This is a genomic window from Kocuria sp. UCD-OTCP, assembly GCF_000349605.1.
Taxonomy (GTDB): Bacteria; Actinomycetota; Actinomycetes; order Actinomycetales; family Micrococcaceae; genus Kocuria; species Kocuria rosea.
This window is the reverse complement of sequence record NZ_AOSQ01000035.1, coordinates 1-13,766: the sequence shown is the minus strand read 5'-3', so window position 1 is coordinate 13,766 and position 13,766 is coordinate 1. Positions and strand designations below refer to the sequence as shown.

At 73.1% G+C, this 13,766-nt stretch carries 11 protein-coding genes and 1 tRNA gene; 4 read left to right on the top strand and 8 right to left on the bottom strand.

Annotated features, from left to right (window positions below):
• Positions 1–56: 56 nt before the first annotated feature.
• Positions 57–3,068 carry a glycosyl hydrolase family 65 protein gene (locus H488_RS30885; protein ID WP_017834076.1) on the bottom strand — a complete coding sequence of 1,004 codons (3,012 nt, stop codon included), beginning with the start codon at positions 3,066–3,068 and terminating at the stop codon, positions 57–59.
• A 50-nt stretch (positions 3,069–3,118) separates the two neighbouring features.
• The gene (serA, locus tag H488_RS30880) at positions 3,119–4,315 is read right to left on the bottom strand and encodes a phosphoglycerate dehydrogenase (protein ID WP_017834075.1); all 1,197 of its coding nucleotides are present in this window, start codon (positions 4,313–4,315) and stop codon (positions 3,119–3,121) included.
• 271 nt (positions 4,316–4,586) lie between these two features.
• On the opposite strand from serA, the gene H488_RS30875 reads away from it, so the two are divergent.
• Positions 4,587–5,777, top strand: coding sequence for a M14 family zinc carboxypeptidase (locus H488_RS30875; RefSeq protein WP_017834074.1), 1,191 nt, complete (start codon positions 4,587–4,589; stop codon positions 5,775–5,777).
• A 91-nt stretch (positions 5,778–5,868) separates the two neighbouring features.
• Here the strand turns inward: H488_RS30875 and H488_RS30870 are convergent.
• Positions 5,869–5,955 (bottom strand) — tRNA-Leu (locus H488_RS30870).
• A gap of 147 nt (positions 5,956–6,102) precedes the next feature.
• Here H488_RS30870 and H488_RS30865 point away from each other — a divergent pair.
• Positions 6,103–6,960, top strand: a complete 858-nt coding sequence (locus tag H488_RS30865) for a formate/nitrite transporter family protein (protein ID WP_017834073.1) — start codon at positions 6,103–6,105, stop codon at positions 6,958–6,960.
• A gap of 3 nt (positions 6,961–6,963) precedes the next feature.
• Here H488_RS30865 and H488_RS30860 read toward each other — a convergent pair whose 3' ends face one another.
• Entirely contained in the window at positions 6,964–7,746 is a 783-nt protein-coding gene (locus tag H488_RS30860) for a metal-dependent hydrolase (RefSeq protein ID WP_017834072.1), read from the bottom strand.
• Positions 7,747–7,926: 180 nt separating this feature from the next.
• Here H488_RS30860 and H488_RS30855 point away from each other — a divergent pair, with 180 nt between their 5' ends.
• Positions 7,927–8,499, top strand: a complete 573-nt coding sequence (locus H488_RS30855; RefSeq protein WP_017834071.1) for an alpha/beta fold hydrolase — start codon at positions 7,927–7,929, stop codon at positions 8,497–8,499.
• A gap of 25 nt (positions 8,500–8,524) precedes the next feature.
• Here H488_RS30855 and H488_RS30850 read toward each other — a convergent pair whose 3' ends face one another.
• On the bottom strand, positions 8,525–8,812 hold the full coding sequence (locus H488_RS30850) for a hypothetical protein (protein ID WP_017834070.1): 288 nt from the start codon (positions 8,810–8,812) through the stop codon (positions 8,525–8,527).
• Between the two features lie 77 nt (positions 8,813–8,889).
• Positions 8,890–9,537, bottom strand: coding sequence for a hypothetical protein (locus H488_RS30845; protein ID WP_017834069.1), 648 nt, complete (start codon positions 9,535–9,537; stop codon positions 8,890–8,892).
• A gap of 211 nt (positions 9,538–9,748) precedes the next feature.
• Here H488_RS30845 and H488_RS30840 point away from each other — a divergent pair, with 211 nt between their 5' ends.
• Entirely contained in the window at positions 9,749–10,222 is a 474-nt protein-coding gene (locus H488_RS30840) for an acyl-CoA thioesterase (protein WP_017834068.1), read from the top strand.
• Positions 10,223–10,246: 24 nt separating this feature from the next.
• Here H488_RS30840 and H488_RS30835 read toward each other — a convergent pair whose 3' ends face one another.
• Together H488_RS30835 and H488_RS30830 are read right to left on the bottom strand one after the other, a co-directional pair.
• Entirely contained in the window at positions 10,247–12,112 is a 1,866-nt protein-coding gene (locus H488_RS30835; protein ID WP_017834067.1) for a bifunctional sugar phosphate isomerase/epimerase/4-hydroxyphenylpyruvate dioxygenase family protein, read from the bottom strand.
• Complete coding sequence (locus H488_RS30830) at positions 12,112–13,569, bottom strand: MFS transporter (protein ID WP_017834066.1); 1,458 nt, start codon at positions 13,567–13,569, stop codon at positions 12,112–12,114. The genes H488_RS30835 and H488_RS30830 overlap by 1 nt, the downstream gene beginning before the upstream one ends.
• Positions 13,570–13,766 lie beyond the last annotated feature (197 nt).

The window sequence follows — 13,766 nt, the reverse complement described above, 5'->3', positions numbered from 1 at the left end:
GTGAACTCGTGGGGTCCTCCACGGGGACCGCGGCCCCGTGGCCGGCGGTGCACGGCTCAGGCATCGGTCACCGCCACGGGGAAGTGCCGGATCTGCCCGGCGGCGAGCTCGTGGACCTCGCCGTCGACGTTCACGCGCACGGGCTCGGCGGGGCCGGGGGCGAGGTAGAGCCGCAGCCCGGCGCGGGTGACCTCGACCTGGATGGGCTGGTCCCGGTAGCTGATCGAGAAGGACACCTTGGGCAGCTGCGGGGGGATCGCCGGGTGCAGCCACAGCATGTCGTCCCGGACCTCCAGGCCCGTGTAGCAGCGGGTGAGGATGTCCACGGAGCCGGCCATGGCCCCCAGGTGCACCCCTTCGCGGACCGTGTCCCCCTGGGCATCCACGAGGTCGCTGTTGAGCGCCCGGGTGAGGAAGGACCAGGAGCTGGGGCGGTCCCGGCGGGCCTCGACCCAGGAGTGCACCACGTTGGAGAGCGTGGACCCGTGCGAGGAGCGGTCGCAGTAGAAGGCGACGGTGGCCCGGACCGCCTCCGCCGGGAAGTCGTAGCCCATCTGCCCCAGCAGCTCCCGCAGCTCCTCCGCGGAGAACAGGTACAGCAGCATCAGGACGTCGGCCTGCTTGGCCAGCCGGTAGTCGTTCGTGGAGCGCCCCTCGGCGTCGAGGATGAGGTCGAGGCGCCCGATGTAGCCGTAGCGGGTCCGGTAGTCCTCCCAGGCGAGCTCCGGCAGCTCCTCGTAGCCCTCGAACTGGGCGAGGACGCCGCCGGCCAGGAACGGCACCCGCAGCCGGGTGCGGACCCGCTCCCAGCGGGCCACCTCGTCCTCCCGCAGGCCCAGGCGCCGCCACAGGGGCCCGCCGTAGTCCTGGCCGAGACGCTCGACCATCTCGACCGCCCGCGCGAGCAGCCACGCCGTCATGACGTTGGTGTAGGCGTTGTTGCGCAGCCCCGAGCCCGGCGCGCCCGGGGCGCCGTCGTGGAACTCGTCCGGGCCCATCACCCCCGTGATCACGTACCGGTCGTCCTCGGGGTCGTGCACCGCGAGGCTCGAGAAGAACCGGGCGATCTCCACCACGAGCTCGGCGCCCTGCTCGATCAGGAAGCGGGTGTCGCCCGTGGCCTGGTAGTACTGCCACACGCTGTGCGCGACCGCCAGCCCCACGTGGCGCTGCAGCCGCGAGTGGTCCGGGATCCACCGGCCGGTGCGGGGGTTGAACAGCGCCCGCGGGGTCTCCTCGCGGCCGTCGCTGCCGCTCTGCCACGGGAACATGGCTCCCTCGTGGCCGGCCGCGCGGGCCGCCGCCCGCGCCTCGGGCAGGCGCCGGTACCGGTAGGCCAGCAGCGCCCGGGTCCACTCGGGCCGGCGGAGGGTGAGCATGGGGTAGACGAACATCTCGTCCCAGAACACGTGGCCGCGGTAGCCCTCGCCGTGCAGCCCGCGGGGCGGGACGCCGGCGTCCAGGTCCGGGTGCGCGGCCGCCACCGACTGCAGGACGTGGAAGGTGTTGAGGTTCACGGCCAGGCCCTGCTGGCCGCCGGCGTCGGTGGCCACGGCGAAGGCGGACCACAGGGCCTGCCACGCGACCACGTGGGCGGAGAGCAGCTCGTCGAAGCCGCCCGCCCGCTCCAGCAGCGTGGACGCGGCGTGCGCGGGCGTGGCGATCGCCCGGTCCTGCGAGGTCACGAGGGCGACGACCTTCTCGACCCGCACGGCCCGCCCCGGGTCCATCCGCAGCCGCAGCTCGTGGCCCACCACGCCGGGCGCGGGCCGGGACGGGACCCGGGAGAGCAGCCGGTCCTCCGTGCCGCTGCGGAGCACCCGGGTGCGGGCGGCCACGGCGATCCGGACGCCGGACCAGGACGTGGCCACCTCGACCCGTGCGGTCCCGTGGCCCAGGTCCTCGAGCCGGGCGTCGGCCAGGTGCCGGCCGGCCAGGGCGGCGTGCTCCGCGACGTTGCGGTTGCGGACGTCGGCGTCCACGAGGCTGCGCACGGTCAGGGTCCCGCTCCAGTCCTCGGCCTCGAAGACCGTCTCCTGCCCCGCCAGATGGCGCTGGTCCTGGGAGACGAACCGGCGGGTGGTCACGCGGGTGGTGCGCCCGGCCTCGTCCCGGAAGCGCAGGGTGCGGGTCAGCACCCCGGTGCGCAGGTCGAGGTCCTGGTGGTGCTCCAGCACGTTGTCCGGGGTGGGCTCGAACCAGTAGCCGTCCTGGACGCGGTACTGCACCAGCAGCCAGTTGGGGGCGTTCACGAGGTCCTCGTGCTCCAGGACGAGACCGGCGGCCTCGGAGCGCAGCCGGTTGTAGACGCCCGCGAGGTAGGTGCCGGGGTAGTGCGTGCCGTCGGCCCGGGACTCGCTCGCGGCGCCGCGCACGGCCATGTACCCGTTGCCGAGGGTGCACAGCGACTCCCGCATCCCCTCGCGCGGCGGGTCGAGGTCGGCGTAGGTCAGGTTCCACGGGCTGCCCCCGCCGCAGCCGCCGGCCCAGTCGGAGTCCCCCGGGGCGGTGGCGACCGGGATGTCGAGGTCCGTGAGGTCGTCCACCACGAGGTGGGCGCCGGCGGCGAGCAGCCGGCCCCGCCGGCCCGCGCCGTCGAGCCCCACGACGAGCCCGAAGCCGTGGGTCACGGCGGTCCGCACCAGGCGGTCGCTGTCGCTGACCACCACGATGTGCTCGGGCTCCACCGCCAGCCGGCGGGAGGCGAGCAGCAGGGAGGCGGCCGGCGGGTGCGGGTCCGGCCCGTCCCGCCCCGCGGTGCCGTCCCGCGGCGGATCGGCCGCGACCACGATGTCCGCCGGCGGTCCCGCGCCCAGCTCCGGGTGGGTGGTGACCAGGGCCGTGAGCACGCCCTCGGCGCGCAGGCGGGCGAAGAGCTCGGCGGCCCCCGCCTCGTGGCGCGGGTGCAGGACTCCGCCGGCGGGGCGTATCGGGACCGGGGCGGCGTCGTCGCCGGCGCGGGCGGTGTCGTCGGGGCCCGGTGCGGCCCCCGCCGGTGCGAGGGCGAGCACCACCGCTCCGTAGGTGCTCCTGCCGTGGACGGCAGGCTGCTCCAGGACGCCGCTCATGCGGTCATTGTGCCACCTGCCTCCGTCAGGAGCCGGAGGCGGGCGGTGCGTCAGTTGATGGTGCTGAGGCGGATGGTCTCGGGCAGCCCCAGGATCTGCTCGATGACCTCCCGGGTCACGCCGTTGCCGGCGTCCGTGACGAGGTAGCCGGTGTCCCCGCGGGTGGACAGCTGCTGACGGTCGATGTTGATGCCGTGGTCGCCGAGCACGCTGTTGACGGTCGCCAGCACGCCCGGGACGTTGCGGTGCAGGTGCAGGATGCGGGTGCCGTTGACGGCGGTGTCCAGCTGGACCTGCGGCATGTTCACCGACAGGGTCGTGGAGCCCGAGGTCGCGAAGGACGAGAGCTTCCCGGCCACGAACCGCCCGATGTCCACCTGCGCCTCCTGCGTGGAGCCGCCGATGTGCGGGGTGAGGATCACGTTGGGCAGGCCCTGCAGCACCGAGGTGAACGGGTCCCCGGCCACCTTGGGCTCGTTGGGGAAGACGTCCACCGAGGCGCCGGCGATGTGCCCGCTGACCAGGGCGTCGCGCAGCGCGTTGTAGTCGACCACCATGCCGCGGCACAGGTTCAGGAACAGGGACCGGGGGCGCATCCGCTCGAACTGCTCCCGGCCGAAGAGGTTGTTGTTGCTGGTGCGCCCGTCCACGTGCAGCGAGACGGTCTCGACCCGTTCCAGCAGCTCCTCCAGCGTGTCGCAGCGCTGGGCGTTGCCCAGGGGCAGGCGGTCCACCACGTCGTAGTAGTAGACCCGCATGCCGAGGGTCTCGGCGAGCACGGACAGCTGGGAGCCGATGTTGCCGTAGCCCACGATGCCGAGGGTGCGGCCGCGGACCTCGTGGGCGCCCTCGGCGGACTTGTCCCACACGCCCTCGTGCATGCCCTTGTTCTTGTCCGTGAGGTGCCGGGCCATCGAGATGATCTCGGCGATCGCGAGCTCCACCACGGACCGGGTGTTGGAGTAGGGGGCGTTGAAGCACGTCACGGCGTGCTCGGTGGCGGCCGCCAGGTCGATCTGGTTCGTGCCGATGCAGAAGGCGCCCACGGACAGCAGCTGCGGGTGGGCCTCGAACACCTCCCGGGTCACGTGGGTCTTCGACCGGATGCCGAGCAGCTCGACGCCCTCGAGGGCGTCGACGAGCTCTCCGGTGTCGAGGGCGCCCTTGCGGGTCTCGACCTCGATGCCCTTCTCGGACAGGATGCGTTCGGCCTCGGGGTGGACGTTCTCCAGGAGCAGTGCTTTCACAGTCGCCCAGTCTATGGCTACGGCGCAGGGGATCGCGACGCCGGGCGTCACCCCGCGGCCGATGTGGTCCGGATCACCGGGCTCCGCGGGGGGCCGTCCCGCGCGGAGCCCGTGGACGTTCCGCCGGCGGACGCGGGTCTACCGAGCAGTACTTCCACTGTTGCGGGCCGGCCGGTGACGGACGTGTGCCATCGCGAATAGCATCGCGAGCACCCCCTCAGGCGCGGCCCCGGGCCGCACCGGCAGCCCCATCCCCCAGGAGGACCAGCACATGATCCCTCAGCACCGAGACCCCGCGACCGCACGCTCCTCGGGCCGCCCGCGCCGCCGGCGCCGGACCGCGGCGGCGCTCGCGCTCGCCGTCGCCCTTCCCCTCGGTGCGGCCGCACCTGCCGCCGCGGACGCGAACTTCCCCGCCACGGAGGGGAGGACCAGCATCTCGAGCATCCTGACCCCCGACGACGTGGAGCGGGAGCTGCAGAAGCTGGAGCGGACCAGCCGCCACGGTGTCGACGCCTTCACCCTGGCCGAGGCCGGCATGGAGGTGAGCACCTCCGAGCAGGGCCGGGACCTGTGGGTCGCGACCGTCGGCTCGGGGCCGGAGCACGTGTGGCTCCAGGGCCGGATCCACGGCAACGAGCCCTACGGCACCGACGCCCTGCTGAGCCTGCTCAAGGAGCTCGGCACCAACGGCTCGTCCGAGTACGAGCTGCTGCGCTCGAGGTTCACCTTCCACATCATCCCCATGTACAACCCGGACGGCGCCGAGGCCAACATCCGGCACACCGTCCTGTGGGACCAGGTCTCCGGCGCGCCGGAGGGCGGGACGCCGCAGCGCATCGACCTCAACCGCGACTGGACGGCCGAGGGCTTCGCGGCCGACGAGTCCCGCGCCTTCTACGAGTACTGGACGACGGTCGACCCGGCCTGGGGCGTGGACATCCACCACCAGGGCCTCAAGACGCAGTACGGGACCGGCGACGACGTCACCCTGTCCCTGGGCATCTCCCTCGCTCCCGGCGGACCGACCCTGCCGGGGCTCGAGGGCGGCGCCTACGACCGGCTCACCCGGCAGATGAACGTGCACGTCTACGACGAGCTCTCGAAGTACGGCTCCATCAACATCGACCGCTACCAGGTGGGCGGCAGCTACGAGATCGACATCAAGGGCGGTGTCGTCTCGGCGATGATGCTCGGCCTGGACCACGGCGGGCTCAACCCCGAGGGGCACTCCCACCCGGTGGTGTTCTTCGAGACCTCGGGCAACTCCTCGGACGGCAGCCTCGGCCAGAAGGCCCGCGGCAAGAGCGTGCGGCAGAACGTGCTCGCCGTGAAGGAGCTGCTGCTCGGCCTGGCCACCGGGGAGGTCCAGCAGGAGGACCCGGAGCGCTGGGACGAGATCCCGCACGCCCCGGTCACCGGCTACCAGACCGACTACGCCGGGGTGATCCCGGTCGGCTGAGCCCGGCCGCCGGGCCCGGAGGCGCCGACCGGTCCGGGGGTATCACAAAAGGCGAAGCGGGACATCCCTCGGATGTCCCGCTTCGCCTGTGTGGTGCGCGAGGGGGGAGTTGAACCCCCACGCCCTTTCGGGCACACGGACCTGAACCGTGCGCGTCTGCCTATTCCGCCACTCGCGCTCGTGGATCACAGCGGCGGACCGCTGTGGGCAACGACGACAATCCTACCCACAGTCGCCCCCGTTGGCCAATCGTGGTCTCCGGCCTGCTGTCAGTAGGCTTGCCGCACCCCGGTCAGGGGTCGACGAGGGCACACAGGGGGCACGGATGGAACCCGACAGGGAGAATCTCGAGGAGAAGCGCAAGGAGCTGGGCAGGACGGACGAGCCGCTCGAGGACGAGCTGGTCGAGGAGTTCGAGAACACGGTCACCGAGGGCGCGGAACGCCTGACCCGCACGTGGCGGGCGATGACCATCACCGGACTCTTCGGGGGCATCGACGTGGGGGTGGGCATCCTCGCCTACCTGGCGGTCAAGGAGGCCACCGGATCGGACCTGCTGGCCGGCGCGGCGTTCGGCTTCGGGCTGCTCGCGCTCCAGCTCGCCCACTCGGAGCTGTTCACGGAGAACTTCCTGGTGCCCATCTACGCCGTCGTCTCCCGGCACAGCACCTGGTGGCAGCTGGCGCGCTTCTGGACGGTGACCCTGCTGACCAACCTCCTGGGCGGATGGCTGTTCACCTGGTTGATCGTGGCGGGGTTCCCGCAGTTCCACGACGTCCTGGAGGAGTCGGCGGCCACGTACCTCGAGGGGGGCCTCACCGTGGAGTCGGCCGCTCTGGCGCTGCTGGCCGGCAGCACCATCACGCTCGGGACGCGGATGAGCCAGGGATCCAGCAACGAGGTGGTGCACACCGCCATCGCGCTCATCGACGGCCTGCTGGTCGTCGGGCTGGGCATGCTGCACGGCGCACTGAACTCGGCGGTGATCTTCGGGGCGATGCACGCGGGCGCCGACATCTCCTACACGGAGTGGCTGGTGTGGATGCTGTGGGTCATCCCGCTGAACATGGTGGGCGGGCTCGTCATCATCACGATGCCGCGGCTCATCCGCACGCTCGAGCTGATCAAGAAGGAGCGCGGGCAGCAGGTGCGCGAGCACGCCGCCGACGGGCGGGTGGTCTGAGGCTCAGGCGACCACGAGCCCGGTGGTCAGGGCGAAGGCCCCCCACAGGCCCGTCAGGGCGAAGAGGGTGATCGGGGCGAGCAGCGCGATCTCAGCGGCCGAGCCGGCGTTGCCGATCAGCGGCACCGTGAGGAAGGACCGGTTCTTGTACACCGACCGGGGCAGGGGCAGCGGCATCCGCAGCGGGTAGAGCAGGTGGATCCCGCGCGTGGTCACCAGGTCCCCGGCCAGGTGGGCGACCACCCCCGTGGCCACGGCCGCGGCGAACCACCACTCGTGGGCGGGCGGGTGCAGCCCCACCAGGACGCCCAGCCCGATCCCCACGACCCAGTTGAGCTTCGCGACCCGGTCCGGCACGAAGGCGAGCACCTGCACCGCGAAGGCGATGAGGAGCACGGACATCACCGCGGCGAGCGGCCACACCCAGCCGAGGCCCTCCACCGGGATCCCGATCTTCTGCGCCGCGGCGGCCAGGCCGGTGAACACCGCCACGCCCAGCACGGAGTGGGTGCCGCGCCGGTGCCCGCCGGAGAGCCGGCAGATCCCGCGGGCCAGCCAGGTGGACAGCGGGCGCAGGGACCGGGCCACGGTCCCGTCCGGGTGGTCGAGGTCCGGCAGCAGGGCCGCCCCGGCGGTGACGAGCGCCCCGGTGAGCACACCGGCGTCGCCGACGTCCAGGACGCCCCAGCCGATCGGGACGGTGAGGTCCTGGAGGTGCAGCTGGTAGTCGGCGGTCAGCGCCACCCATGCGGCCGCCCCGCAGGCCGCATGGCTCGGTCCCATCATGAGAGTGATGTCCTCCTCGGATTTTCGGTGCGGTGGGGTCAGGGCGACCTCACCAGCGGAAACACTAGGGTCCCGGCCGGACAGCACAGCGCCGGGACTGCCCGACGGGCGCCCGGTGACACCGGATCCCCCGGGTCCGTAGGCTGACGGCCAGGACTCCGCCGACGGAAGGACAGCGCCGTGCTCCGATCCGATCGCTCCGGTTCGGGGGCGCCCACCCTGCTGTGCACCCAGCGGCTGTGGGACCGGGCGCGGCCGCTGCTCGAGGCCTTCCACGACGTGCTCACGGTGGACCTGCCGGGCGTCGGCGGCGGCGACCTCCCGGAGGGAGCCGCCGACCTGGAGGCGTACGCGGACCGGGTGTGCGAGGTGCTCGACGCCGTGCGGGAGCACGGCGTCGCCGCCTACGCGGACCGGCAGATGCCCCGGACGTTCCGGGAGGACGCCCGCGAGGAGGACGTCGAGGCCGCGCTCCGGCAGGCCCGGGACTGGCCGGAGGACGTCGTGGTCCGGGCCCTGGAGGCCATGCGGGACCGGCCGGACCGCACACCCCTGCTGCTCGAGCACACCGAGCTGCCGGTGCTGCTCATCCAGGGGGACGACGACCCCGCGATCGACGCGCTCGACCCGGAGGAGGGCCATGTCACGCGGATCGTCACGGACACCGCGCACATGGGCGTGCTCACCGACCCGCACACCTTCGCGGGCATCGTGCACGGCTGGGTGGCCGACGAGCTCGAGCGCTCTGCCTGAGCGGGCCTCGTCGGGGAGCGGGGCGTCAGGGGGCTGCCACGGACCGCCACCCCGCGGAGTCCACCTCGACGACGACGGGTGCCCGGCCGCGCACGCTCCGCCGCCGCAGCGCCGCCTCGATGTCACCCGCGGGGGCGGCGACCACGAAGGTCTCGCCGCGGAACAGGTCGGCCGAGTCCTCGACGAGCGAGACCAGCTCCTCGGCGCCGCGGGCCGTGAACTGCTCGGCCACGCGCAGGCGCGCGGTCCACGGCGGGGGAGGGACGGCGTCGTCGAGGAGGACGGCCGTGGCCGGGCACTGCAGGTCGGTCATGACCCCAGTCTTCCCCTCGCGCCGCGGCGGGGGAAGGCGGGAGCCGCAGAGCACGGCCACCGGTCCCGGCCGACCGCTCAGTCCAGGGACTTGGGCCGCCACGGCAGCTGCTGGTCGCAGCCGGGGGTGAGCCAGGCCTTCACGAAGCCGCCGGACTGGTAGACGAACTCCCGCAGGTGACCCCGCGGCACGGCCGGGTAGTCGAAGGAGAGCACGTCCAGCTCCCCGGCGTAGCAGCGTTCCAGCAGCAGGCGGGAGCGGGCGACGTGCTGACGGTAGGTGAGGGCGCTGACGTGCTCCCACCCTCGCTGCTCGCTGAGTGCGCGCAGCTCCATGGCCTCGCCCTGGGTGGTCGAGGGGTCGGGGCGGAAGCAGATCACCTCGTAGTCCTGCTCGCCGCCCCCCGCGCAGGTCTGCGCGGCCCGCGTGTAGTACACCCGGCCCGAGGCGTCGCCGAGGTCGCCGGTGCCGGGGTTCGCCACGACCAGCACGGGCGCCACCCCGGCGTCCATGAGCCGCAGCGCCTCGGCCATGCGGGTCCGGTCCGGCGGGCCCAGCACGAGCAGGGCGTCCGAGCGCGCCGGGACGTCGGTCCGGGGGTGCTGGAACGCCGTCCAGCCGGCGACCAGCCAGACCAGGAGCAGCGCGAGCACCGGGACGAGCACCCAGGTCGCCCGGGCAGAGCAGTGGACGGGGCGGCGGGTGGTGCGGGCACTGCGGGGCATCGGGGCCGCTCCTCGCCGGTCGTGGGGACGGAGTCCGGATCAGCCGACATTGTCGCACCCGCCGCTGGGCGCGGCCGCCGTGTGACGGGCCGAGACCGCCCGGGCGGGCCGGTGCGGGCCTACGATGTAGCACGCCGGTGCGGTGCGCGCGGGCGTGCCGCGCGGACGTGCCGTGCGCACGGCAGGTCGAGGACCGAGGAGGACGGACCGCATGACGGTGGAGGACGAGACCGGGGTGCTGTGCCGGGTGCCCATGCGCTGGGGCGACATGGACCCGTACGGGCACGTGAACAACGTGGAGGTCGTGCGGCTGCTCGAGGAGTCGCGGATCGCGGCCCTGGGCGTGCCCGTGGGCACCGGCGACCAGGTGGAGCCCCCGCTGATCCCGTTCTTCTCCGCGCTGCCGGAGGGCACCCAGGCGCTGATCACCGAGAACCGGATCAGGTACCTCCGCCCCCTCGAGTACCGCAACACGCCGGTGGAGGTCCGGGTGTGGGTCGTCTCCGCCCGCGGCGGGGCGCTGACGCTGGGCTTCGAGATCACCGACGTGGTCTCGCGCCGGGCGTGCGTGCGGGCCGAGACCCAGCTGGCGTTCTTCGTGCCCGCCACGGGGACGGTGCTGCGCATCTCGGCGGAGCAGCAGGAGCTCCTCGCCCCGCACGCGGGCCCGCGCGTCTTCCGCTGACCCGCGCGCCCCGCGGCGGGGTGCTCAGGCCTCCGTGCGCGCCCGGTGGGCCGCCTGCGAGCGCCGGTACTGCGCCGCGAGCCGGACCGGGGCGTTGGGCGCGCCGAAGCCGGAGTACCCGTTGCGGCGCTCGACCACCTCGAAGAACACCGTGCCCAGGGTCTCCGTGTAGAAGTGCAGGAACTCGCCCTCGGCGTCCCGGTCGTAGAGCAGGTGCAGCTCCTGCAGGGACGCCAGGAACCCGGCGTCGAGGTCGAAGCGGGCGTCGAGGTCCTCGTAGTAGTTCTGCGGCACGGGCAGGAACCGCAGCCCGCGCCGGCGGGCGCGCCGGGCCACGGCGAAGACGTCCGTGCAGGACAGCGCCACGTGCTCGGGGTAGGCCGCGCCCACGAAGGAGCCCTGCTCCGCGGCGGCCGGGGCCACGTTGAGCGGCATCCGCACCGCCCCGTTGGCCGAGCGCATCACCTGGCTGCGCACCAGCCCCGAGGGGCCGGGGACGTCCTGGGCGGCCTGCGCCTCCAGCGCCAGCACCGAGGTGTAGAACAGCACGGCCTCGTCGTAGTGCTGCCACGGCTGGGCCATGTTGACGTGGTCCACCCCGGTGACCAGGGCCCCCGTGTCCAGCTCGTCGTCCGCGCCGAACTCGCCCAGCCAGGCCGGGACCCCGTCCGCCGTGCGCTCGCAGAAGAAGATCTCCGTGCCGTCCGGAGCGAACACCCCGCGCAGGACCTGCTCGTCGTCGCGCTGGGAGCGGGGCACGGGCAGGGCCTTGAGCCGGGCGGCCCGGTCGACGGCGGCGTCCGGGTCGGCGACGTCGAAGCCGAGCGCGGCGACCTCGGTGGGGGAGCCGTCCGGGACCGCGTCGTTGACGACGACCCGCACCGGTCCCTGCACCCACACCTGCACGTTCTCCTTGGACTGGTGGTGCCCGCCCAGGGCGAAGCCGAGCTGGTGCAGGAGCCGGGTGGTCTCGCCGAGCCGCCCGGTGCGGATCTCCACGAAGTCGTGGCCGGCCGGCTCCTCGACCGCGGGCAGCGGCTGGAGCTCGAGCGTGTCCCGGGTCCGCTCCCCGGCCAGGGCCCGCCGGGTCTGGTCCTCGAGCCAGCGCAGGGAGCGCAGCCCGTCCACCGCCGTGCGGTTGACGTCGGCCTGGCGGAAGGCGTCGTTGAAGATCTCCAGGGACACGGGGCCGTCGTAGCCGGCGCGGACCAGGTGGGACATGAAGCCGACCATGTCGAAGTCGCCCTCCCCGGGGAACACCCGGTGGTGGCGGGACCAGGACAGGACGTCCAGGCTCAGCAGCGGGGCGTCGGCCAGCTGCACGAAGAAGATCTTCTCCGCCGCGATGTCCTCGATCGGGGCCGGGTCCCAGGCGCGGGAGAGGATGTGGAAGCTGTCGAGGCAGGTCCCCACGCTCGGGTGGTCGGCGAGGTCCACGATCCGCTGGGCGCGCTCGAAGTCGTTGACGAACCTCCCCCAGGCCAGCGCCTCGTAGGCCAGGCGCACGCCGTGGCGCGCGGCGAGCTCGCCGAGCCGGCGCAGCTGCCCCGCCATGACCTCGTCGTCGTCGATCTCGGCCGTGGCCACGTTGGAGCACACGAGCAGGGTGGTGATGCCCAGCCGGTTCATCAGCCGGAACTTCGCTTCGGCGCGCCGCAGGTTGGCGGCCAACAGCTCGGGGCCCACGGCCTCGAAGTCCCGGAAGGGCTGGTAGAGGTCCAGGCTCAGGCCCAGCTGCCCGGCGAGCTCCCGGATCTGCTCGGGGGAGGAGGGGGAGACGACCAGGTCCTGCTCGAAGACCTCGATCCCGTCGAACCCGGCGGCCGCGGCGGCGTGCATCTTCTCCTCGAGGGTGCCCGAGAGGCAGACCGTGGCGATCGAGGTGCGCATCAGCGTGCCGCCCCGGCGGCGGCCGGCTCCGCGGCGCCCTCCTCCGCGGCGCCCTCGTTCTCGGCGCCCCGGCCCCGGGCCTCGAGGGCGCGCAGCTCGGCGGCCTCGGTGCGCGAGGTGTGCAGCGCGTCGATCTCGTCGAGGGACTTCCGCGCCGTCTCCTTCGCGGTGAGCGCGGCGCCGCCGGAGATCAGGCACGCGACCGTGACGAACACGGCCACGCCCAGCCAGTTGTCGCCGGCGGGACCGGCCACGGCGGAGGCGAGGACGGGCGCGAAGCCGCCCGAGACGGCGAAGCCGATCTGGGTGCCCAGGGCCAGGCCGGTGACCCGGACCCGCAGCGGCAGCATCTCGGCGTAGAACGAGGGCCAGATGCTGTTGGCCATCGAGTAGAAGCACCCGGACATGACGGCGCCGAGCACGAAGATGAGCGGCCAGTTCCCGGCGTGGACCGCCGAGAGGTACGGGTACATCAGCACGGCGGGGCCGAGGACCCCCGCGAGGAAGACGGGCTTGCGGCCGATGCGGTCGGCGAGCACGGCCACGACCGGGATCACGAACAGGGCGACGGCGTTGGCCAGCACGGAGACCCACAGCATGGTGGAGCGCTCGAGGCCGACCACGGAGGTGGCGAAGGAGAGCGACCACACCGTGAACACCACGTTGACGGTGTTGATCATGGCGGCAGCGGCGATCCGGACCACGGCGGCCCGGTGGTGCCGCAGGAGCACGCGCAGCGGGGACTCCGGCTGCTCGGCGGGGGTCTCGGCGCGGGCCTCCCGGAAGGCCGGGGGCTCCTCCAGGTGGCGGCGGATCAGGTAGGCCACCACCACGACGACGGCGGAGAGCCAGAACGGCACGCGCCAGCCCCAGCTGAACAGCGCCTCCTCCGGCAGGAGGGTGAACGGGATGAACACGGCGGTGGCGAGCAGGGTCCCGAACTGGGTGCCCTGCAGGGTCCAGCTGGTGGTGTACGCGCGGCGGTCCTCGTCGGAGTGCTCGAGCGACATGGAGATGGCGCTGGCCTGCTCGCCCGCGGCGGACAGCCCCTGGACCACGCGGCACAGCACGAGCAGCACCGGGGCCAGCATCCCCACCTGGTCGTAGGTCGGGAGGCAGCCGACGGCGAAGGTCGCCCCGCCGATCATGAACAGGGTCAGCATGAGCACGAACTTGCGGCCGAACCGGTCGGCCAGCGGACCCATGACGAGGGCCCCCAGCGGGCGGACGACGTACGCCACGCCCACGGTGCCCATGGCGAAGAGCATGGCCACGCCGGGGGACGTCTCGGCGGGGAAGAAGAGGTGGTTGAGCACCAGGGCGGCGGCGGTGCCGTAGACCGCGAAGTCGTAGTACTCGAGGGCGCTGCCGATCCAGCTGGCCAGCGCGGCCTTGCGGGGCGTCCGGCCGGAGGGCGGCGGGGCAGTGGTCCCGGCGGTCGTCGCTGCTGAGCTCATGGAGGTCCTTCGGGTCGGTCCACAACGCGATCTGGTTCTCATATTGTGGAAGTCACTGCTACTGTGTGATCATGATCTCTGTGAGCTGGTCCACATGTCAACCGCAGGACGGACGGAGCGCTGCTGTGCGAACGTCGATCAGGACCGCCCTCCCCGGCGCCGGGGGCCCCCGGTGACGGCCCCGGAGCCGGCGGGGG

Coding starts and splice junctions, on each gene's coding strand:
- H488_RS30885 (WP_017834076.1), bottom strand. CDS start 3,068: ATGAGCGGCGTCCTGGAGCAGCCTGCCGTCCACGGCAGGAGCACCTAC.
- H488_RS30875 (WP_017834074.1), top strand. CDS start 4,587: ATGATCCCTCAGCACCGAGACCCCGCGACCGCACGCTCCTCGGGCCGC.
- H488_RS30865 (WP_017834073.1), top strand. CDS start 6,103: ATGGAACCCGACAGGGAGAATCTCGAGGAGAAGCGCAAGGAGCTGGGC.
- H488_RS30860 (WP_017834072.1), bottom strand. CDS start 7,746: ATGATGGGACCGAGCCATGCGGCCTGCGGGGCGGCCGCATGGGTGGCG.
- H488_RS30850 (WP_017834070.1), bottom strand. CDS start 8,812: ATGACCGACCTGCAGTGCCCGGCCACGGCCGTCCTCCTCGACGACGCC.
- H488_RS30845 (WP_017834069.1), bottom strand. CDS start 9,537: ATGCCCCGCAGTGCCCGCACCACCCGCCGCCCCGTCCACTGCTCTGCC.
- H488_RS30840 (WP_017834068.1), top strand. CDS start 9,749: ATGACGGTGGAGGACGAGACCGGGGTGCTGTGCCGGGTGCCCATGCGC.
- H488_RS30835 (WP_017834067.1), bottom strand. CDS start 12,112: ATGCGCACCTCGATCGCCACGGTCTGCCTCTCGGGCACCCTCGAGGAG.
- H488_RS30830 (WP_017834066.1), bottom strand. CDS start 13,569: ATGAGCTCAGCAGCGACGACCGCCGGGACCACTGCCCCGCCGCCCTCC.